General features: G+C 56.7%; 25 protein-coding genes. 1 reads left to right on the forward strand and 24 read right to left on the reverse strand.

Features of this window, described 5'->3' with window-relative positions:
* Positions 1-34 precede the first annotated feature (34 nt).
* Positions 35-1,090, forward strand: coding sequence for a serine hydrolase (locus ED661_RS00280; protein WP_216822425.1), 1,056 nt, complete (start codon positions 35-37; stop codon positions 1,088-1,090).
* A 13-nt stretch (positions 1,091-1,103) separates the two neighbouring features.
* On the opposite strand, the gene ED661_RS00285 is transcribed toward ED661_RS00280, so the two are convergent.
* The 24 genes from ED661_RS00285 to ED661_RS21775 form a co-directional block, all read right to left on the reverse strand.
* Entirely contained in the window at positions 1,104-2,423 is a 1,320-nt protein-coding gene (locus tag ED661_RS00285; RefSeq protein WP_122071959.1) for a replication-associated recombination protein A, read from the reverse strand.
* A gap of 3 nt (positions 2,424-2,426) precedes the next feature.
* Positions 2,427-3,839, reverse strand: coding sequence for a trypsin-like peptidase domain-containing protein (locus ED661_RS00290; protein WP_122071961.1), 1,413 nt, complete (start codon positions 3,837-3,839; stop codon positions 2,427-2,429).
* A 132-nt stretch (positions 3,840-3,971) separates the two neighbouring features.
* Entirely contained in the window at positions 3,972-5,042 is a 1,071-nt protein-coding gene (locus ED661_RS00295) for a 3-deoxy-7-phosphoheptulonate synthase (RefSeq protein WP_122071962.1), read from the reverse strand.
* 1,138 nt (positions 5,043-6,180) lie between these two features.
* Positions 6,181-6,606 (reverse strand): 50S ribosomal protein L17, encoded by a 426-nt coding sequence (gene rplQ / locus ED661_RS00305; RefSeq protein WP_122071965.1) that lies wholly within the window; start codon positions 6,604-6,606, stop codon positions 6,181-6,183.
* A 155-nt stretch (positions 6,607-6,761) separates the two neighbouring features.
* The gene (locus ED661_RS00310; protein ID WP_122071966.1) at positions 6,762-7,778 is read right to left on the reverse strand and encodes a DNA-directed RNA polymerase subunit alpha; all 1,017 of its coding nucleotides are present in this window, start codon (positions 7,776-7,778) and stop codon (positions 6,762-6,764) included.
* Positions 7,779-7,892: 114 nt separating this feature from the next.
* On the reverse strand, positions 7,893-8,282 hold the full coding sequence (gene rpsK / locus ED661_RS00315) for a 30S ribosomal protein S11 (protein ID WP_009810843.1): 390 nt from the start codon (positions 8,280-8,282) through the stop codon (positions 7,893-7,895).
* 15 nt (positions 8,283-8,297) lie between these two features.
* Positions 8,298-8,666, reverse strand: a complete 369-nt coding sequence (gene rpsM / locus ED661_RS00320) for a 30S ribosomal protein S13 (protein WP_122071968.1) — start codon at positions 8,664-8,666, stop codon at positions 8,298-8,300.
* Between the two features lie 242 nt (positions 8,667-8,908).
* Entirely contained in the window at positions 8,909-9,289 is a 381-nt protein-coding gene (locus ED661_RS00325; RefSeq protein ID WP_122071969.1) for a hypothetical protein, read from the reverse strand.
* A 181-nt stretch (positions 9,290-9,470) separates the two neighbouring features.
* Complete coding sequence (locus tag ED661_RS00330) at positions 9,471-10,115, reverse strand: adenylate kinase (protein WP_122071971.1); 645 nt, start codon at positions 10,113-10,115, stop codon at positions 9,471-9,473.
* Positions 10,112-11,476, reverse strand: a complete 1,365-nt coding sequence (gene secY / locus ED661_RS00335; RefSeq protein ID WP_122071972.1) for a preprotein translocase subunit SecY — start codon at positions 11,474-11,476, stop codon at positions 10,112-10,114. Before secY ends, ED661_RS00330 begins: the two co-directional genes overlap by 4 nt.
* 110 nt (positions 11,477-11,586) lie before the next feature.
* Positions 11,587-12,057, reverse strand: coding sequence for a 50S ribosomal protein L15 (gene rplO, locus ED661_RS00340; RefSeq protein WP_122071974.1), 471 nt, complete (start codon positions 12,055-12,057; stop codon positions 11,587-11,589).
* A 278-nt stretch (positions 12,058-12,335) separates the two neighbouring features.
* The gene (locus ED661_RS00345; protein ID WP_122071976.1) at positions 12,336-12,551 is read right to left on the reverse strand and encodes a DUF1127 domain-containing protein; all 216 of its coding nucleotides are present in this window, start codon (positions 12,549-12,551) and stop codon (positions 12,336-12,338) included.
* A gap of 289 nt (positions 12,552-12,840) precedes the next feature.
* Entirely contained in the window at positions 12,841-13,029 is a 189-nt protein-coding gene (gene rpmD / locus ED661_RS00350; RefSeq protein WP_009810836.1) for a 50S ribosomal protein L30, read from the reverse strand.
* Positions 13,030-13,041: 12 nt separating this feature from the next.
* Positions 13,042-13,611 (reverse strand): 30S ribosomal protein S5, encoded by a 570-nt coding sequence (gene rpsE / locus ED661_RS00355; protein ID WP_122071977.1) that lies wholly within the window; start codon positions 13,609-13,611, stop codon positions 13,042-13,044.
* Positions 13,612-13,724: 113 nt separating this feature from the next.
* Complete coding sequence (rplR, locus tag ED661_RS00360) at positions 13,725-14,084, reverse strand: 50S ribosomal protein L18 (RefSeq protein ID WP_058335703.1); 360 nt, start codon at positions 14,082-14,084, stop codon at positions 13,725-13,727.
* 11 nt (positions 14,085-14,095) lie between these two features.
* The gene (rplF, locus tag ED661_RS00365) at positions 14,096-14,629 is read right to left on the reverse strand and encodes a 50S ribosomal protein L6 (RefSeq protein ID WP_122071979.1); all 534 of its coding nucleotides are present in this window, start codon (positions 14,627-14,629) and stop codon (positions 14,096-14,098) included.
* 13 nt (positions 14,630-14,642) lie between these two features.
* Positions 14,643-15,035 (reverse strand): 30S ribosomal protein S8, encoded by a 393-nt coding sequence (gene rpsH / locus ED661_RS00370; RefSeq protein ID WP_122071980.1) that lies wholly within the window; start codon positions 15,033-15,035, stop codon positions 14,643-14,645.
* Positions 15,036-15,048: 13 nt separating this feature from the next.
* Entirely contained in the window at positions 15,049-15,354 is a 306-nt protein-coding gene (gene rpsN / locus ED661_RS00375) for a 30S ribosomal protein S14 (protein ID WP_054463230.1), read from the reverse strand.
* A 22-nt stretch (positions 15,355-15,376) separates the two neighbouring features.
* Positions 15,377-15,940, reverse strand: a complete 564-nt coding sequence (gene rplE / locus ED661_RS00380; RefSeq protein ID WP_122071982.1) for a 50S ribosomal protein L5 — start codon at positions 15,938-15,940, stop codon at positions 15,377-15,379.
* A complete protein-coding gene (gene rplX, locus ED661_RS00385; RefSeq protein WP_122071983.1) occupies positions 15,940-16,245 on the reverse strand; it encodes a 50S ribosomal protein L24 in 306 nt (101 codons plus the stop codon). Before rplX ends, rplE begins: the two co-directional genes overlap by 1 nt.
* Before the next feature lie 2 nt (positions 16,246-16,247).
* Complete coding sequence (rplN, locus tag ED661_RS00390; protein ID WP_009810828.1) at positions 16,248-16,616, reverse strand: 50S ribosomal protein L14; 369 nt, start codon at positions 16,614-16,616, stop codon at positions 16,248-16,250.
* 97 nt (positions 16,617-16,713) lie between these two features.
* Positions 16,714-16,944: a 30S ribosomal protein S17 gene (gene rpsQ, locus ED661_RS00395; protein ID WP_009810826.1), complete on the reverse strand. Its 231-nt coding sequence runs from the start codon at positions 16,942-16,944 to the stop codon at positions 16,714-16,716.
* 12 nt (positions 16,945-16,956) lie between these two features.
* Positions 16,957-17,160 carry a 50S ribosomal protein L29 gene (rpmC, locus tag ED661_RS00400; protein ID WP_009810825.1) on the reverse strand — a complete coding sequence of 68 codons (204 nt, stop codon included), beginning with the start codon at positions 17,158-17,160 and terminating at the stop codon, positions 16,957-16,959.
* A gap of 234 nt (positions 17,161-17,394) precedes the next feature.
* Positions 17,395-17,742 (reverse strand): hypothetical protein, encoded by a 348-nt coding sequence (locus tag ED661_RS21775; protein ID WP_162929987.1) that lies wholly within the window; start codon positions 17,740-17,742, stop codon positions 17,395-17,397.
* Between the last annotated feature and the right edge of the window lie 75 nt (positions 17,743-17,817).

Below are 17,817 nucleotides of genomic sequence, written 5' to 3' on the forward strand. Positions count from 1 at the left end.
CTCTTATGCAAAGCGAACAACAGGAGCGCCCTCCATGTCGATGTCCTTCAAATCTCTGGCGGCGATTTCCGCTCTACTGTTTTCAGTCCAGACCTCCTATGCCAATGATGTCGAAGATCAGTTGCAGGCTGCCTTTGATGCCGGAGACCTATCGGGTCTACATGGCGTCCTGGTGCGCCGGGACGGGCAGACCCTGGCAGAGGGTTATTTCAAAGGCCAGGATCAACGTTGGGGCGATCCGCTCGGGGAGCGCCAGTTTGGCCCTGAAGAACTGCATGATCTGCGCTCCGTCTCCAAGAGCATCGTCAGTCTTCTTTATGGTATTGCCCTGGACAGGGGCCTGGTGCCCCCGCCCGAGGCCGGATTGCTGGCGCAGTTTCCTGAATATGCCGACTTGGCTGACCCTCAGCGGAACTTGATCACAATCGAACATGTTCTGACCATGCAGATGGGTTTGGACTGGAACGAGCGGCTGCCCTATTCAGACCCTAAAAACTCAGAGATCGCTATGGAGCTGGCCGAAGACAAGCTGCGCTTTATTCTGTCCCGCCCAATCGTCGACGCCCCCGGCACCAAATGGACCTATTCCGGTGGCTCCACTGCATTGCTTGGGGCGCTGATCAGCCGTGGTTCGGGTCTAACACTGGATCAATTTGCCAAAGAGGCCCTGTTTCACCCCCTTGGCATCACCAAGTGCGACTGGGTGATCGGACTGGATGGCAAAACCCACGCGGCAGCATCAGGGCTGCGCCTGACAGCCCCGGATTTGGCGCGGATCGGCAGCATGCTTGCAGACAAAGGCCAGTACCGGGGTCAGCAGATCGTTTCCAAAAACTGGATCAAGCGCAGTTTCACCGCCCATGCCACTGTTGGTGGGCTACGCTATGGCTATCAATGGTGGCTGGCGCCTATGGGAACACCGCCAGTCTGGGCCGCGGGTTTTGGCAATGGCGGTCAGCGTTTGACCGTTGGCCAAAAAACCGGAACCGTGGTGGTCATTCAGGCCGGCAACTACAACAAGCGAGATGACTGGAAGCTCCCGGTCAAAATCATGGAAGAGTTCCTGATCCCCGGCCTGCCCCCGAAATAGCCCGCCTGAACAGCTAGCTATTACGCTGCAACCGGAGCTTGGCAAAATACTCGGAGCGGCGTTTCAACTCGCGCTCAAAGCCACGTTCTACAGGCTGATACAGCACCGGGCGGCGCACCCCGTCCGGGAAGTAGTTCTGCCCCGAAAACCCATCCTCGGCATCGTGGTCATAGGCGTAACCATCGCCATATCCCTGCTCTGCCATCAGTTTGGTAGGCGCATTCATGATATGTTTGGGTGGAGGTGCAGACCCGGTTTCCTTGGCCAGACGGCGGGCCGCCTTGATTCCCACATAGACCGCGTTGGATTTTGGTGCCAAGGCCAGATAGACCGCAGCATTGGCCAGGGCCAGCTCGCCTTCGGGGCTGCCAAGGCGTTCGTAGGTGTTCCAGGCGTTGAGGCAGACGGTATTGGCCTGCGGATCCGCCAGGCCGATGTCTTCGGTCGACATCATGGTCAGCCGCCGGGCCAGGAACCTTGGGTCCTCGCCGCCCTCCAGCATCCGCCCCAGCCAGTAGAGTGCGGCGTCCGGGTCTGACCCCCGGATGGATTTATGCAGGGCGGAGATCAGGTTATAATGTTCATCGCCGGATTTGTCATATTTTGCTGCCCGCCGCATCAGCCGGGTTGCCAGCGCCTCGCGCCCCAAAGGAGCCGCCACCCGCCAGGCCGCGACCTGTTCGATCAGATTGAGCAGCGTGCGCCCATCGCCATCAGCCATTTCGTGCAGCGCATCCCGCGCCTCACCGCTGAGCGGCAGGGCCCGGCCCAACTCCCGTTCGGCCCGCTGGGTCAACAGCTCAAGATCCACCAGCGACAGCCGCTCCAGCACCAGAACCTGCGAACGTGACAACACAGCGGCGTTCAGCTCAAACGAGGGGTTCTCCGTGGTGGCGCCAACCAACAAGATGGTGCCGTCTTCCATATAGGGCAGAAATCCATCCTGCTGCGCCTTGTTGAAGCGGTGGATCTCATCGACAAACAGCAGGGTCCCCTGGCCGTTCTGACGCCGGATCTTGGCGGCCTCAAACACTTTGCGCAGGTCGGGGATTCCGGTGAAAATCGCAGAGATCTGAACAAAATGCAGATCGGTTTCCCGCGCCAGAAGCCGCGCAATCGTCGTCTTGCCGACACCCGGTGGCCCCCAGAAAATCAACGAAGACAGCGACCCTGAAGACAGCATGACACCCAGCGGCGCATCTTCTCCCAGAACCTGCGCCTGACCAATTACCTCTGACAGCGATTGAGGGCGAAGACGATCCGCCAGAGGGCGGTTTGCATCTGCAGCCTTCGCAGGGTTCACCTCAGCCTCACTATCGAACAGATCAGCCATGGATTAGCGCCGCATATGCAGGCTGACCCGCTGACCGCGCCGGTTCAGATCAAAACGCAGGCGGCGCCCGGCGGCCTCCAGCAAGGCAGGCACATCTTCCGATGCACTCACTGCCTCGCCATTGATGGCCAGCAGAATATCCCCCGCCCGGACACCAGCACGCGCCGCATAGGGGCCCGGATCCAAAACAGCCACACCAGTTGCAGAAAGAGACAACTGCAGGCGAACAATAACCACAGGGTTGATCAAACCCACCGTCAGCCCCGGCAGTACACTCTTGTCATTCATCACCACAGAGCGCGCCGGGGGATCATTCGGCGCCGTGAACATCTCGACCACCAGGGTCTCGCGCTCTTCACCGCGCAGCCGGGTAACCTGCGAGGTGCCATCCAGCCCGGCGACCGACATGCGAAACACCATCTCAGACGGAGAGTTCACAACCTCGCCGTCGACCTCGGTGATCACATCTCCCACCTCAAATCCGGCCTTGGCAAAGGGGCTTTGGGGATGCAGCTCGGAAATCACCATGCCTTCGGGCAGTTCCATCCCCAGGGATCCCGCCAGATCCGCATCCACAGGCTGACCTGCCATACCCGCCCAGGGGCGCTGAAAACCCTCGGATCCCGCCCGCGCCTGTTTGACAAACTCACGCACCAGATTGGCCGGAATTGCAAAACCAATGCCATTTGATCCGCCAGAGCGGCTGAGGATGCGGGTATTGATACCAATCAGATCGCCGTTTACATCGATCAGCGCCCCGCCAGAGTTGCCCGGATTGATCGGCGCATCGGTCTGAATGTAATAGCCAAAGCCCTCACCCGAGGCGGTGCCGGAGCGCGCGAGGCCCGAGACAATACCGCTGCTGACGGTCTGGCCTACGCCAAAGGGATTACCGATGGCTAGCGCCAGCTCCCCCACCTCGACCTGATCGCTGTTGCGCAGGTTCAGATAGGGCAGGCCCGAGACTTCCTCAAGCTGCAAAATCGCCAGATCGCTGGCCTGATCGGCCAGCACCACGCGGGCCTCATATTCGCGCTTATCCGTTGTCACCACCCGGATCTCGGTGGCCATGGCCACCACGTGATAGTTAGAGACCACAATGCCATCCTCTGATAGGATAACGCCTGACCCCAGCGAGCTCTCGACCCGAGGCCGGGGATTGGAGAAGTTGCGGAAGAAATCGTCAAAAAAGGGATCATTCATGAAGGGAGAGCGCTGCTGCGCCTGCCGCACGATCTTGGCATAGATGTTCACCACCGCTGGCGCGGCCTGTTTGACCAAGGGCGCAAAGCCCAGCGAGATTTCAGCCTGCGACTGTGGCACGCGGGTTTCGGCTGTGGCCTGCTGCGCCGGAGCCAAGGAAAGGCCCAGCATCAAGGCAAAAGTCAGGGAAGCGGAAAGAGCTGCACGGATCATGATATCTCCCGGGAAAGTGTCCCTCTAGGATATGCTTCTGCCGCCGCCCAATTGCAAGCATTGCCCAAGAGACCAGCTCTGAGCCACCCCAGGTCAGTTACCCGAAAGGGGTGGCATCAAGTTTTGGGCGAGTTAGCCGACCAGCTGAGAGGGCAAGGCCCGGCGCGCTTTGACAGCCTCCGCCAGCTTATGCAGTTCCGTCACCGTGTCCTCCCAGCCGATGCAGCCATCGGTGATAGACTGGCCGTAGGTCAGATCGCCTTTGCCCAGATCCTGACGTCCTGCCACCAGGTGGCTCTCTACCATCACACCAGTGATACGCTGCTCGCCGGCCCGTAGCTGATCGCCCACATCCGCCAGTACCAGGGGTTGCTTTGCCGGATCTTTGTCGCTGTTTGCGTGACTGGCGTCGATCATCACATGGCCGCGAATGCCGTCCTGCTCTGCCTTCTGGCAGGCCGCATCGACGGACACAGCATCAAAATTAGTACCGCCGCCCCCGCGCAGGATCAGGTGACAGTCCGGGTTGCCGCTGGTTGCCGCAATCGCCGCGCGGCCGTTTTTGGCCAGGGCCATGAAGTGATGCGGATGCGCCGCAGAGCGCACCGCATCAATGGCGATCTGCACATTGCCCCGCGTGCCGTTCTTGAAGCCCACCGGACAGCTGAGGCCCGAGGCCATCTCGCGGTGTATCTGGCTCTCCGTGGTGCGCGCGCCAATGGCGGCCCAGGCCATCAGATCCGACAGATACTGTGGCACTGCTGTATCGAGGAACTCTGTCCCCACTGGCAGGCCCATCTGGTTGATATCGAGCAAGAGCCTGCGCGCCATCACCAGCCCCTCGTTGATGCGGAAAGAGCCATCGTGTCTAGGGTCATTGACCAGCCCCTTCCAGCCGCTGATGGTGCGGGGCTTCTCGAAATAGACCCGCATCACCACTTCCAGCTCCCCCGCCAATTCATCGCGCAGCGTCTTCAGCCGTTCAGCGTATTCAAGCGCGGCCTTGGTGTCGTGGATCGAGCAGGGGCCGACCACTACGATCAGGCGGTCATCCCCGCCACGCAGCACCTTCTGAATATCGGCACGGCTGTCCAGCACGGTTTTGCTGGCCAGATCATTGCTGGGCAGTTTCGCCGCCAGTTCATCCGGCGAGATCAATTCCTGCATATCGGTGATGCGGAGGTTTTCGATTTGGTTGGTCATGGTCCTAAGGTTCCTTGCGGGAGGCCCTGGAGCGTGGCGGCGGATACAAAAAACCGCCATCTGCTGAGGGCGGTTGGTGTGGTATCTGCTTTGCGCGCTTATGTCATCTGCACGCCAAGACCCCTCCGTCCGCCTGTCGGCCCGGATAAAAATAAAACCAGATTGCAGCATAGGTTTGGGTCATGTCGGCGACGCTAGCGAAGATTCGGCGGGGTGTCATTAGGAAAGTTGGAAGTGGTATTTTCAAAACCGTACTAGCCAAGCTTGGAGAACACTTCGACGAAAGTACAACGTCTGCTTTGAGCACAATGTGTCGGATGCTGCATTCTGCGCGAATGTCGGTTATCCAGAAAACGGTTCAAACAGCCTTTGTTGTCCGCCAGGAGTTGAAACGCTGTTACACCATTTCGGATCAGAGCAAAGGGTCTACCCAGAAATGACGTTTGATATGCTGCCCAATAAGATCGTGCGGAAGCCGTCGAGACTGGCAACGGCTGTGTGGCCAGACTGTGGGAAAGCATTTGAGCTCAACGAGTTTTATCGGCTGTATGAGTCTTCCGGAGGAGAAGTCGGCGAGGCCTATATAGTCTTTTGGACTACCAAAGAAATCGAAGAGTATGAGTCGATCAGGGCCGAAATGTACCCCGCTACTTGGAGGATATTTGCTAGCGACGGTGGTGGCTCATATTTCGGCTTTTGCGACGAAGCTGACAAACCACACTTTTTTTCCTGCGACCCCGTCGACCCAATGGGCAGTGTAACTTGGTTGGGGCTATGGCCGGAATTCATTCGGCGTGTGAGCATGGCAAATTACGTATGACTTCATCAGTACTCTGCAAAGCAGTCTTTGATTTCAGCACGTTGAACGGCAGGAAAGTCCGCATAGCTCCCCTTCAAGGGTTTTCACAATCAGCTGTTTCACCAATTGCCAAAGCGGAGCTTTGACAGCGCCCGAACCGCCCCCACGGGGCGGGCGCTTTGCGTCCCACCCCTCGGTTCGGACGCGGTGGTTTTGTGAAACGGCACAAAGGCACCAAAGCAACCACGCGGTTGAATACTCGCCTCTGATATCATTTCAGAAGAAAAGCCCCCGCTCCAGCGGAGCGAGGGCCATACCATCTGAGAATGTCAGATGGTCTTATTCTGCGTCGTCTGCTTCGATTTCTGCAGCAACGCGGGCCTTGTCGGCGGCGCCTTTTGCAGCAACGTCACGGTCGACGAATTCGATGATCGCCATAGGCGCCATGTCACCATAGCGGAAGCCCGCTTTCAGGATACGAACATAGCCGCCCTGACGGTCTTTGTAGCGGGGGCCCAGGATATCAAACAGTTTGGAGACATACTGGTCTTCTTTGAGGCGCGCATTGGCCTGACGACGGGCGTGCAGGTCGCCGCGTTTTGCCAGGGTGATCATCTTTTCGATGATCGGGCGCAATTCTTTTGCCTTGGGCAGAGTTGTTTTGATCTGCTCGTGCTCGATCAGCGAGCCAGCCATGTTTGCAAACAGGGCCTTACGGTGCTCATGAGTACGGTTCAGGCGGCGGTAACCACGTGCGTGACGCATTGTTGAATTCCTTCTTTCGCGTTTTTGCTTTGTCTGTCAGCCGATGCGTGTCAGCTGATCTCCTTGGGGCAGATGCCCGGATCTTCCCCGCACTCGCGGGCATTGATTAAGGGCAGACCGGGGCCTGCCCTTATAACCGGTGTGGTCAGAGGTTCTTAGAACGTGTCTTCGAACTTCTTGGCCAGATCTTCGATGTTGTCCGGTGGCCAGTCCTCGACGTCCATGCCGAGGTGCAGCCCCATGCCGGAAAGCACTTCTTTGATCTCGTTCAGCGACTTGCGGCCAAAGTTTGGCGTGCGCAGCATTTCTGCTTCGGTCTTCTGGATCAGATCGCCGATGTAAACGATGTTGTCGTTCTTCAGGCAGTTTGCCGAACGCACCGACAGTTCCAGCTCGTCCACTTTCTTCAACAGAAGCGGGTTGAACTCGAGACCATCGTCTTCGTCCTGACGGTTCGCCGACTCGGGCTCCTCGAAGTTGACGAAGATCGACAGCTGATCCTGCAGGATGCGTGCGGCATAGGCCAGCGCATCGTCAGGGGTGATCGAACCATCGGTTTCGATCTTCAGTGTCAGCTTGTCATAATCCAGCACCTGGCCCTCACGGGTGGGCTGAACGTCATAGGAGACCTTTTTCACAGGCGAGTAGATCGCATCAATCGGGATCAGACCGATTGGCGCATCTTCTGGCTTGTTTTTGTCAGCAGAGACATAGCCCTTGCCGGTGTTCACAGTGAGTTCCATGAACAGGTCAGCGCCGTCATCCAGGTGGCAGATAACGTGCTCGCGGTTCAGAACCTCGATGCCTGCGGACTCAGAGATGTCACCAGCAGTCACAACAGCTGGGCCTTTGGCATTGATCGACAGGCGCTTGGGGCCTTCGACTTCCATGCGCAGGGAAACACCCTTGAGGTTCAGGATGATGTCGGTCACGTCTTCACGCACACCAGCAACGCTGGAGAATTCGTGCAGAACGTTGTCGATTTGTACGGATGTGATCGCGGCACCCTGCAGCGAGCTCATCAGAACGCGGCGCAGTGCGTTGCCCAGCGTCAGGCCAAAGCCACGCTCAAGCGGTTCAGCAATAATAGTTGCCTGACGTGCGGGATCGTTGCCCGGCTTTGCTTCAAGCTGTGTTGGCTTGATCAGCTCGGCCCAATTTTTATGGATCATGCAGTCCCTCCATTCCTGTCTGTACCTCATGTCCGAAGGTGCAGACGCCCGAGGTTTAAAATGACGGACTGGGGCCCAGCAAACAAGCAGGGCCCCAGCGTAATGCTCGACGTCTTAGACGCGACGACGCTTAGGTGGACGGCAGCCGTTGTGTGCCATCGGTGTTACGTCGCGGATCGAGGTGATGTTGAAACCGATTGCGGCCAGAGCGCGCAGGGCAGATTCACGACCGCCACCGGGGCCCTGAACTTCAACTTCAAGAGTTTTAACACCGTGATCCTGGGCTTTTTTGCCTGCATCTTCTGCCGCCATCTGAGCCGCATAGGGAGTCGACTTACGCGAGCCCTTGAAGCCCATGGAACCAGCAGAGGACCATGCAATTGCGTTGCCCTGAACGTCAGAGATCAGGATTTTGGTGTTGTTGAACGAGGAATTCACATGCGCCACACCAGTGGCGATATTCTTACGTTCTTTTTTCTTCGTACGAGTCTTATCGCGTGCCATTGATCAAACCCTCCCTTACTTCTTCTTACCAGCAATGGCCTTTGCAGGACCTTTGCGAGTGCGAGCGTTGGTGTGGGTACGCTGACCGCGAACGGGCAGGTTACGACGATGGCGCAGGCCGCGGTAGCAACCCAGATCCATCAGACGCTTGACGTTCATCTGAACTTCACGACGCAGGTCACCTTCAACGGTGAAGTTTGCATCAATGAATTCACGGATGGACAGGATTTCGGCATCAGACAGCTCATTGACGCGACGAGTCACATCAATGCCCACGGCTTCGCAGATGGTCGCGGCCGAGGTGTTTCCGATTCCGGTGATATATGTGAGGGCGATAGGCACCCGCTTAGCAGCGGGGATGTTTACGCCGGCAATACGTGCCACGTGTCACTTTCCTTTTCGTTGCGGTTCCGTAGTCCCAGAACCTTTTTTCACAACGCTTGACCTTGGCATTCAGCCGTTCAGCCCAGCATTTTGAGGTGGTCATGCGCGCAAAAGAATCCGCCCACATGGAATCATCCCGCGAAGGGATGGGCTTGCGTATGAGGATTTCAACAGAGCGTCAACCCGTCATTAGGTTAACGGGCCGTTTTTCCGCAAAGCATGGGCTTTTCAGGCAATTGACCTCACAGACCGCAGGCATAGAAACGCGTTGGTTCATCTTCCCCGGTAAAGATTGTCACCTCTCCCGGCGCGTATGGGTCCAGCAAAATCGAAAAAAGCTGCGGCATGATATAGGGCCCAGGCTCCTCGCAATAGCCAACGTGCGTTGTGACTTTTGCTTCGCTCCAGTCAAAGCTCAAGACGGGTTCAAAACTGCAATGATATTCGATGGAGGAATAGCCGGTCTCATCCAGGATCAATCCCCCTTCGCTGGCAAACTCCAACACTCCATCCGGATTCCCCGCCACTATGGCACAGCCTTCCGGATCGTTGAGATAGACGTCTTCGCCAACTGCCATCTGAGCAGAACCGGCGAGTATCAAACTGGCAATTAGGACGCGCATTCAGGGCTCCTCGAATTTGGATCTCGGTCACGATACCCGCAACTGCGTGTTTTGCTCAGTGTTTTCAACAGACCGCCACAGAACGTTGCCTCTCTGCACCAAGACTTCGGACCCAGAAACAAAAATGGGAAGGCACCCGGCCCTCCCACTTTCAAATTTATCTGGCTGCAGCTTGCAGGTCTTAGCCGAGCACCTTGGCGATATCATCGCGCACCGCTTCCATCGAACTCAGACCATCAATCGAGGTCAGATCCCCTTTGGCATAGTAATAGCCAAGCAGCGGAGAGGTCTTTTTGTAATACTCCATCAGACGGGTTTTGAGGCTGTCCTCATTATCGTCCGCACGGCGTTTTACGTCGGTGCTGCCACAGTTGGTGCATTTGCCGTCAGCGGCCCAGGGTTTGGTCTCATCGTGATAGACTTCACCGCAACCGCCGCAGGTCGAACGACCCGTGATACGGGCAACAAGCGCGGCGTCATCCACCGCCATCTCGATCACCGCGTCCAGGGACAGACCCATTTCCGCCAGCAATTCACCCAGGGCATCAGCCTGCCCCAGCGTGCGGGGAAAGCCGTCAAAGATGAATCCCCCTTCGGCGCCCTCAGCGATTTTCTCACGGATCAGGCCAATAACGATCTCATCTGTTACCAGCTCACCACGGGCAATCACGTCCGCGACCTTTTTGCCCATCTCGGAGCCATTGGCCTGCGCTTCGCGCAGCATGTCACCGGTGGAGAGCTGAACCATACCGCGGCTGTCCGTCAGGTGGCGCGCCTGCGTGCCCTTACCGGCGCCGGGTGGTCCCAGGAGGATAATATTGGTCATCGGCGAGACGGCCCCCGTTTTGCACGTTTCTTGTTGCGTCCCCGCAGCTGGCTCTTCTCGATGAGCCCCTCATACTGGTGCGCCAAGAGGTGGCTCTGGGCCTGCTGGATGGTGTCCATTGTCACAGAGACCACAATCAGGACCGAAGTGCCGCCGAAGTAGACCGGGAAGGCAAACTGGCCGCGCAGCACTTCGGGCAGCAGACAGACCAGCGCCAGATACATCGAACCCAGAACCAGAACCCGGTTCACCACATATTCGATATATTCAGCGGTCTTTTTGCCGGGGCGAATGCCGGGCACAAAGCCGTTCTGGTTCTTCAGGTTATTCGCAACATCCTCGGGCTTAAACGCCACGTTGAATGTATAGAAATAGGCAAAGAACACGATCATCGAGACAAAGAACAACAGGTACAGCGGCTGACCGGGGCCAAAGTTGGCCAGCATCCAGGACATCACCGGACCGTTGGTTGCACCGGAAGAGAAGGCAGAGATCGTTGTTGGCAGCAGCAAAAGCGAGCTGGCAAAGATCGCCGGGATAACGCCTGCTGGGTTCACTTTGACCGGCAGATGCGAGGAGCCACCATCATAGACCTTCATGCCGACCTGACGGCGCGGGTACTGGATGTGGATCTTGCGCAGGGCGCGTTCCATAAAGACCACAAACATGATCACAGCAATCACCATCAGGATCACACCGATGATCACGGCAGGGCTGATTGCACCGGAGCGACCGGAGGCAAAGAACTGCGCGATAGAGGCCGGAACTTCGGCAATGATGCCTACAAAGATGATCAGCGAGATACCGTTGCCCAGACCACGCTGGGTGATCTGTTCGCCCAGCCACATCAGGAACATGGTACCACCCACCAGGGTGATCATGCAGGCCATGCGGAAATACATGCCCGGATCGGTCGCCAGATCACCGGCCTCAAGCGAGACCGCCAGACCATAGGCCTGGGCTGTTGCCAGCGCCACGGTGCCGTAACGGGTGTATTGGTTGATTTTCTTCTGCCCCTGAGCACCCTCTTTTTTGAGTTGCTCAAGTGCCGGAACCATCGAGGTCAGCAACTGGACAATGATCGAGGCCGAGATATAGGGCATGATCCCGAGGGCAAAGATGCCCATACGGCCAAGGGCGCCACCGGTGAACATCGACACCATGCCGCCAATGCCCTGCCCCGCCGCTTCCATAAAGTTGCGAAGGGCGTTGGCGTCGATGCCGGGAACCGGAATAAAGGTGCCGAGGCGATAAACGATCAAAAGGCCAAGCGTAAACAAGATGCGATTGCGCAGATCCGTGGCTTTGCCAAGTGCGGACCAGCTGGTGTTCGCTGCCATTTGTTCTGCTGCTGATACCATGAAATGGGTCTCTTTTTGCGAAAACGCCGCCCGGAGCCCTTTTCCGGCTCGGACGGCGTATAGGAAAACTGATGACCTATGTAAGCGGCATTTGCGCCGCTCACAAGGTGTTACTCAGCTGCGGCTGCTGTTGCCACGGTCAATGCGCCACCGGCCTTTGCAACTGCTTCAACAGCAGCGGCGGATGCGCCGGTTACCGAGATGGTGGCTTTGGCGGTGAATTCACCTTTGGCCAGAACGCGGACACCGTCTTTTTTGCGGCGCAGCAGACCGGAAGCCACCAGAGTGTCTTCGGTGATCGAGGCTGCGTCCAGCTTGCCAAGGTCGATGAATTTCTGGATCAGGCCCAGGTTCACAACCGCGAAAGCTTTGCGGTTTGGCTTGTTGAAGCCACGCTTAGGCAGACGCTGGTACAATGGCATCTGACCGCCTTCGTAGCCATTGATCGAAACACCCGAACGGGATTTCTGACCTTTGATACCACGGCCACCCATTTTACCCTTGCCGGAGCCGGGACCACGGGCAACGCGCATGCGTTTTTTGGAGGCGCCTGGATTGTCGCTGAGTTCGTGAAGTTTCATTTCGCTTCTCCTTAGCCGGATGTGATCCCAGAAGCGTAAACAGGATCAACCACGGCATGTCTTAGATATATGATTCCATGACCCCAAGAGGCCACCGCAGGCATATAGCCCCCCAGCCCCAATGGATCAAGCCCCAAGCGTATTGACTAACGTCAACTTGACGCTACAGCACCGCGACGCTCCAAACCTGCTGCAAATGGCCCGAAACGCCAAACGCCCCTGCACTGCTGCAGAGGCGCTGGAACAAGCCAAAACCGAGGGAGGAGGGCTCAGGCTGGTTAGTGACAGTGATTGACGTGTTTGCGCGCTATATCGGCAATATCGCAGCGCCGTACGCCAATATCCGCCAATTCGCGATTGGTGAGGCGAGACAGCTGCGCATAGGTGCGCTTGTACTCGCGGCTCATTTCCCAGTTTGCACTGGCTTGCGCCACAAGTGCGCGCAGACGCGCGATGGGGCCAAATTCGGTGGTGGTGTTTTGAACAAATGCCAATTGGGTATTCCTTATCTCCGGCCGAGACCCATTTCCCAGCCCTTTAAAACCTGCTTTAGGTGTCCCTGAAATAAAGGAATAAATTCGTTACAAACAACCACCGTAAAGGGACGATCCGCTATGCATTCAGCGCATAGGGCGGTATGTTATGCTGGCAAAACATCCTCGTACGCCGCGCGTTTGCTTTGAACAATCAGGGAGACCCTTAGCCCTGAAAGAACCCCAAGCACATCGCAAAAAACGCCCCCGGTTTCCCGGAGGCGCCTTTAGTTGGTCAGTCGAAAGAGGCTTAGTCGCGCTCTTCGATGATCTCCACCATGTGAGAGACCTTGCGCACCATGCCACGAACCGAAGGGGTGTCTTCGAGTTCACGGGTTTTGTGCATCTTGTTCAGACCCAGACCGATCAGCGTTGCGCGCTGGTCGGCGGGACGGCGGATCGGGGAACCGATCTGCTTAACAACGATTGTTTTAGCCATCTGTCCGTCTCCTTACGCTTCTGCTGCTTCAGCAGCAGGTGCTTCGTCCCGCTTGGGCAGGATGTCGGCAACCTTTTTACCACGACGCTGAGCAACCGAACGGGGGCTCTGCTCTTTGGTCAGGCCGTCGATGGTGGCGCGGATCATGTTGTATGGGTTCTGCGAGCCGATCGATTTGGACACAACGTCTTTGACGCCGAGCATTTCGAAAACTGCACGCATAGGACCACCAGCAATAATACCGGTACCTTCAGGAGCCGTCCGCATGACAACCTTGCCGGCGCCGTGGCGACCGTTGATGTCGTGATGCAGGGTACGACCCTCTTTCAGAGGTACACGGACCATCTGACGCTTGGCCTGTTCAGTGGCCTTGCGGATCGCCTCAGGTACTTCTTTGGCTTTACCTTTGCCAAAGCCAACACGGCCCTTTTGGTCACCAACAACAACCAGTGCTGCAAAACCAAAGCGCTTACCGCCTTTTACAGTTTTGGATACACGGTTGATCGCAACCAAACGATCCGCAAATTCAGGTGTCTCATCGCGGTCGCGACGGTTGCCCCGGCGGTTTTCACGTTCTGCCATAAAGCATTCCTTTGTGTGTGGCGACTGGCGCCAATTGTTCCAATCCTGGTGAGGCACGCCCTAAGACGTGCCCCCCGGATCATCGGGGCGGCGCTATCGCCGCCCGCAGGTCTTTAGATCTTGAGGCCGCCTTCACGCGCAGCGTCGGCCAGAGCCTTCACCTTGCCGTGGAACAGGAAGCCGCCACGATCGAAATACGCCTCAGAGACGCCAGCAGCCTTGGCACGTTCGGCGATAACCGAACCCACTTTGGTTGCTGCTTCGATGTTGTTCTTGCCTACAAAGCCAAGATCTTTTTCCAGGGTCGATGCGGACGCCAGTGTCTTGCCTGCCAGATCGTCGATCAGCTGAACCGAGAGGTTCTTGTTCGAACGGTGGACGGAAAGACGCAGACGGCCAGCGTTGACCTTGCGAAGTTTGTTCCGGACGCGCAGGCGACGCTTCAGAAACAGGGTACGTTTGCTGTTTGCCATTGTGCTGGTCCTTACTTCTTCTTGCCTTCTTTGCGGAAGACGAACTCACCTTTGTAGCGGATGCCTTTGCCCTTGTAGGGCTCGGGACGGCGCCAATCACGGATCTTCGCCGCGACTTCGCCCACCTGCTGCTGGTCGTTCCCTTCCACAACGATTTCTGTCTGCTTCGGCGCGGTAACGGTGATACCTTCCGGAGCGACAAACTCGACATCGTGGCTGTAACCGAGGTTCAGCTTCAGGGTATTCCCCTGCATCTGAGCCCGGTAACCCACACCCTGGATCTCCAGCTCTTTCTTAAAGCCGGTGGTCACGCCGGTTACCAAGTTGGCAACCATGGTGCGGGACATGCCCCACTGCTGACGGGCGCGCTTGGACATGCCGCGAGGCGTGATCGAAACAGCGTTGTCTTCAACAGTGATTGTGACATCGTCGGTTGCAGTGAAGCTGCGGGTCCCTTTGGGACCTTTGACTTCGATGCTCTGGCCGGACACAGCAGCGGTAACACCGCTGGGCAGTTCGACCGATTTTTTACCAATACGGGACATCGATTAGGCCTCCTTAGAAGACGGTGCAGAGCACTTCGCCGCCAACATTGGCTGCGCGTGCGTTTGCGTCCGACATCACACCCTTGGGGGTGGAGACAATCGACACACCCAGGCCCTGACGGACCGACGGGATGTCATTGACGCCCATGTAAACGCGACGGCCAGGTTTGGAAACCCGCTTCACTTCGCGAATGACAGGATCGCCATCGTAGTACTTGAGGCTGATTTCCAGCGCCGGATGGCCGCGTTCATCAGTGGATTTCTCGTAGCCGCGGATGTAACCCTCGTCTGCCAGCACGTCCAGAACCCAAGCCCGCAGCTTTGACGCCGGGGAGCTTACGGTGGATTTGCCACGCATTTGCGAGTTACGGATACGGGTGAGCATATCGCCGATAGGATCGTTCATATCTGTCTCTCCCTTACCAGCTCGATTTCACCATACCGGGGATCTGGCCATTCGAGCCCAGTTCCCGCAGCGCGATCCGGCTGACCTTCAGCTTACGGTAGTAAGCGTGAGGACGACCAGTCAGCTGGCAACGATTGTGAAGACGAGTTGCCGAAGAATTCCGCGGCAGTTTGGCCAATGTCAGGCGCGCTTTGAAACGCTCTTCCATCGACTTGGATTCGTCATTCGCGATTTCTTTCAGCTCGGCGCGTTTTGCGGCATATTTTGCCACCAGACGCTCGCGCTTTTTCTCGCGTTCGATCATGCTTTTCTTAGCCATGTCTCTACTATCCTTCCCGCGCTCAGCTATTGAAGGGCATGTTGAAAGCTTTCAACAGTGCCTTCGCTTCGGCGTCGGTTTTCGCGGTTGTGGCAATCACGATATCCATGCCCCAGTTTTCGTCGATTTTATCAAAATCGATTTCTGGGAACACGAGATGCTCTTTCAGACCCATGGCATAGTTGCCACGGCCATCAAAAGAAGTGCCCGATACGCCGCGGAAGTCACGGATACGGGGCATCGCGATGGTGATCAGACGGTCGAGAAATTCGAACATCCGGTCGCCGCGCAGAGTCACCTTTGCGCCCATTGGCATGCCTTCGCGAACGCGGAAGCCAGCAATGGAGTTCTTTGCAATGGTGGTCAGAGCTTTCTGGCCAGCGATTGTCGACAGATCAGCCTGAGCGGATTTGGCTTTTTTGCTGTCACGAACAGCAGCCCGGCCGCAGCCAATGTTCAGAACGATTTTTTCCAGCTTTGGCAGCTGCATGTCGTTCTTGTAGCCAAACTCTTCTTTCAGGGTACCACAGATGGTGTCCTTGTAGAGAGTCTTCAGACGTGGAGTGTAGGTTGCGTTATCAAGCATCAGACAGTCTCCCCAGTCGTTTTGGCGAAGCGCACTTTCTTGCCGTCTTCCTCACGGAAGCCAACACGGGTTGCTTTGCCATTGGAGTCGAGCAGAGCCAGGTTCGACAGATCGACTGGCAGTGCTTTGGGCAGACGGCCGCCCTGTTCGTTCTGCGACTGACGGGTGTGGCGGATTGCCATGTTCAGCCCATCAACGATGGCTTTGCCAGCTTTGGGGTCAACGGAGGCAATGGTGCCTTCTTTGCCCTTGTCCTTGCCGGACAGCATGACAACCTTGTCGCCTTTGCGGAGTTTAGCAGCCATTGTTACAGCACCTCCGGAGCAAGCGAGATGATTTTCATGAAGTTCTTGGCGCGCAGCTCACGAACAACTGGTCCAAAGATACGTGTACCTACGGGCTCGTTGTTGGTGTTCAGGATGACGGCGGCGTTACGATCAAAACGGATCGCGGTACCATCGGCACGACGGACTTCTTTGGCGGTGCGAACGACGACGGCCTTACGGACATCACCTTTCTTAACGCGACCGCGGGGGATGGCTTCCTTAACCGAGACAACAATGATGTCGCCTACGGATGCGTATTTACGCTTGGAACCACCCAGAACCTTGATGCACTGAACTCGGCGAGCGCCGGAGTTGTCAGCAACATCCAGGTTTGTTTGCATCTGGATCATGTGGTTTCTCCCGACCTATGGGGCAGCGATGCGTGCTGTAGTCCCCCAGGGTTTCGACAAACTGGTCAGCTTGCCGCTTATGGGACCTTACGGTCTCTTAAGCGGTCAGAACTTCCCAGCGTTTCGTTTTCGATTTCGGCGCGCATTCGATGATGCGGACTTGGTCGCCGACCTTGAAAGCGTTCTGTTCATCGTGCGCCCGATATTTCTTGGACTTACGAATGGTCTTTTTCAGAACAGGGTGCGTGAAGCGGCGTTCAACCGAAACTGTTACGGTCTGGGCGTTGGCGTCGCTGGTCACGGTGCCTGTGAGAATACGTTTGGGCATCTGTCAGGCTCCTTATTCTGCAGCTGCGGCTGCAGCTTTTTCGTTCAGGATGGTTTTCACACGGGCAGCATTGCGGCGTGCCGCTTTGATGCCTGCAGTGTTTTCCAGCTGACCGGTAGCTTGTTGAAAACGGAGATTGAAGCTCTCTTTTTTCATGTTGGCAAGCACATCGCGGAGTTCATCCACGGTCTTGTCACGCAGATCATTGGCGTTCATCGCCTTTGTTCCTTGTCCAAAGCACCAGAAGGCCCCGTGAGGGTCACCTTGTTATCTGGTGGGTTATGTAAAACCCGCACTTGAAAAGTGCAGAAAAGAATCACAGGGGACAAATCCAAGGCGGATTTAGCCCAAGCGATGTGCTCCTATAGGGGAGATAGGGGGTGGGGGCAAGGGAAAGGTTTGGCGGGCCCGCAACTTGCCGCTCGCCGCACCTTCAAACTCCGAAAACGGTTAGTCGCAGTCATACCAAACAGTAACGGAAGCGACCTGCACTCCATTAGCCAGAGTAGACGTACTCGCCTCAGGCGCCCGCTGTATCTTTGTTTCAGGGTGGTTGATACGCGCACAATACCCGGCAACACGCCGATCAACAGTAGACTGGCGAACCTGCCCAGGAAAATAAATAACTTCCAGACTTGACGACACTGGAAAAGTCAAATGCAGGCCCTTTCTGTCCGAAGGGTTTGGGAACACCTTAGCCATCAGAATCTGGCGGCGATCGTGGGCTGCTTGTGGATCGGGATTGCAGGCGGAAACAAGCGCAAGAGCCGCAGCGAGCGCGATTAGCTTATACTTCATCGTAGAATTCCATTTTCGTTTTCAAACAAAGTACTTACTTACTGGAGTTCCTAGCCACGCAACCCCTAATTGACA

It is taken from the genome of Pseudophaeobacter sp. EL27 (genome assembly GCF_900313025.1).
Taxonomy (GTDB): Bacteria; Pseudomonadota; Alphaproteobacteria; order Rhodobacterales; family Rhodobacteraceae; genus Pseudophaeobacter.

What these genes read in the sequence shown, in the direction of transcription:
- ED661_RS21775 (WP_162929987.1), bottom strand. Translation starts at nt 17,742, where the DNA reads ATGAAGTATAAGCTAATCGCGCTCGCTGCGGCTCTTGCGCTTGTTTCC.
- rplR (WP_058335703.1), bottom strand. Translation starts at nt 14,084, where the DNA reads ATGGCAAACAGCAAACGTACCCTGTTTCTGAAGCGTCGCCTGCGCGTC.
- ED661_RS00285 (WP_122071959.1), bottom strand. Translation starts at nt 2,423, where the DNA reads ATGGCTGATCTGTTCGATAGTGAGGCTGAGGTGAACCCTGCGAAGGCT.
- ED661_RS00280 (WP_216822425.1), top strand. Translation starts at nt 35, where the DNA reads ATGTCGATGTCCTTCAAATCTCTGGCGGCGATTTCCGCTCTACTGTTT.
- rpsN (WP_054463230.1), bottom strand. Translation starts at nt 15,354, where the DNA reads ATGGCTAAGAAAAGCATGATCGAACGCGAGAAAAAGCGCGAGCGTCTG.
- rplX (WP_122071983.1), bottom strand. Translation starts at nt 16,245, where the DNA reads ATGGCTGCTAAACTCCGCAAAGGCGACAAGGTTGTCATGCTGTCCGGC.
- ED661_RS00290 (WP_122071961.1), bottom strand. Translation starts at nt 3,839, where the DNA reads ATGATCCGTGCAGCTCTTTCCGCTTCCCTGACTTTTGCCTTGATGCTG.
- rplQ (WP_122071965.1), bottom strand. Translation starts at nt 6,606, where the DNA reads ATGCGTCACGCACGTGGTTACCGCCGCCTGAACCGTACTCATGAGCAC.
- rplE (WP_122071982.1), bottom strand. Translation starts at nt 15,940, where the DNA reads ATGCTTGATAACGCAACCTACACTCCACGTCTGAAGACTCTCTACAAG.
- ED661_RS00295 (WP_122071962.1), bottom strand. Translation starts at nt 5,042, where the DNA reads ATGACCAACCAAATCGAAAACCTCCGCATCACCGATATGCAGGAATTG.
- rpmC (WP_009810825.1), bottom strand. Translation starts at nt 17,160, where the DNA reads ATGAACGCCAATGATCTGCGTGACAAGACCGTGGATGAACTCCGCGAT.
- rplN (WP_009810828.1), bottom strand. Translation starts at nt 16,616, where the DNA reads ATGATCCAGATGCAAACAAACCTGGATGTTGCTGACAACTCCGGCGCT.
- ED661_RS00310 (WP_122071966.1), bottom strand. Translation starts at nt 7,778, where the DNA reads ATGATCCATAAAAATTGGGCCGAGCTGATCAAGCCAACACAGCTTGAA.
- rplO (WP_122071974.1), bottom strand. Translation starts at nt 12,057, where the DNA reads ATGAAACTTCACGAACTCAGCGACAATCCAGGCGCCTCCAAAAAACGC.
- ED661_RS00330 (WP_122071971.1), bottom strand. Translation starts at nt 10,115, where the DNA reads ATGACCAATATTATCCTCCTGGGACCACCCGGCGCCGGTAAGGGCACG.
- ED661_RS00325 (WP_122071969.1), bottom strand. Translation starts at nt 9,289, where the DNA reads ATGCGCGTCCTAATTGCCAGTTTGATACTCGCCGGTTCTGCTCAGATG.
- rpsQ (WP_009810826.1), bottom strand. Translation starts at nt 16,944, where the DNA reads ATGCCCAAACGTATTCTCACAGGCACCGTGACCAGCGACGCCAACGCC.
- rpmD (WP_009810836.1), bottom strand. Translation starts at nt 13,029, where the DNA reads ATGGCTAAAACAATCGTTGTTAAGCAGATCGGTTCCCCGATCCGCCGT.
- rpsH (WP_122071980.1), bottom strand. Translation starts at nt 15,035, where the DNA reads ATGAACGATCCTATCGGCGATATGCTCACCCGTATCCGTAACTCGCAA.
- secY (WP_122071972.1), bottom strand. Translation starts at nt 11,476, where the DNA reads ATGGTATCAGCAGCAGAACAAATGGCAGCGAACACCAGCTGGTCCGCA.
- rplF (WP_122071979.1), bottom strand. Translation starts at nt 14,629, where the DNA reads ATGTCCCGTATTGGTAAAAAATCGGTCGAACTGCCCAGCGGTGTTACC.
- rpsE (WP_122071977.1), bottom strand. Translation starts at nt 13,611, where the DNA reads ATGGCAGAACGTGAAAACCGCCGGGGCAACCGTCGCGACCGCGATGAG.
- rpsK (WP_009810843.1), bottom strand. Translation starts at nt 8,282, where the DNA reads ATGGCACGCGATAAGACTCGTACGAAGAAAAAAGAACGTAAGAATATC.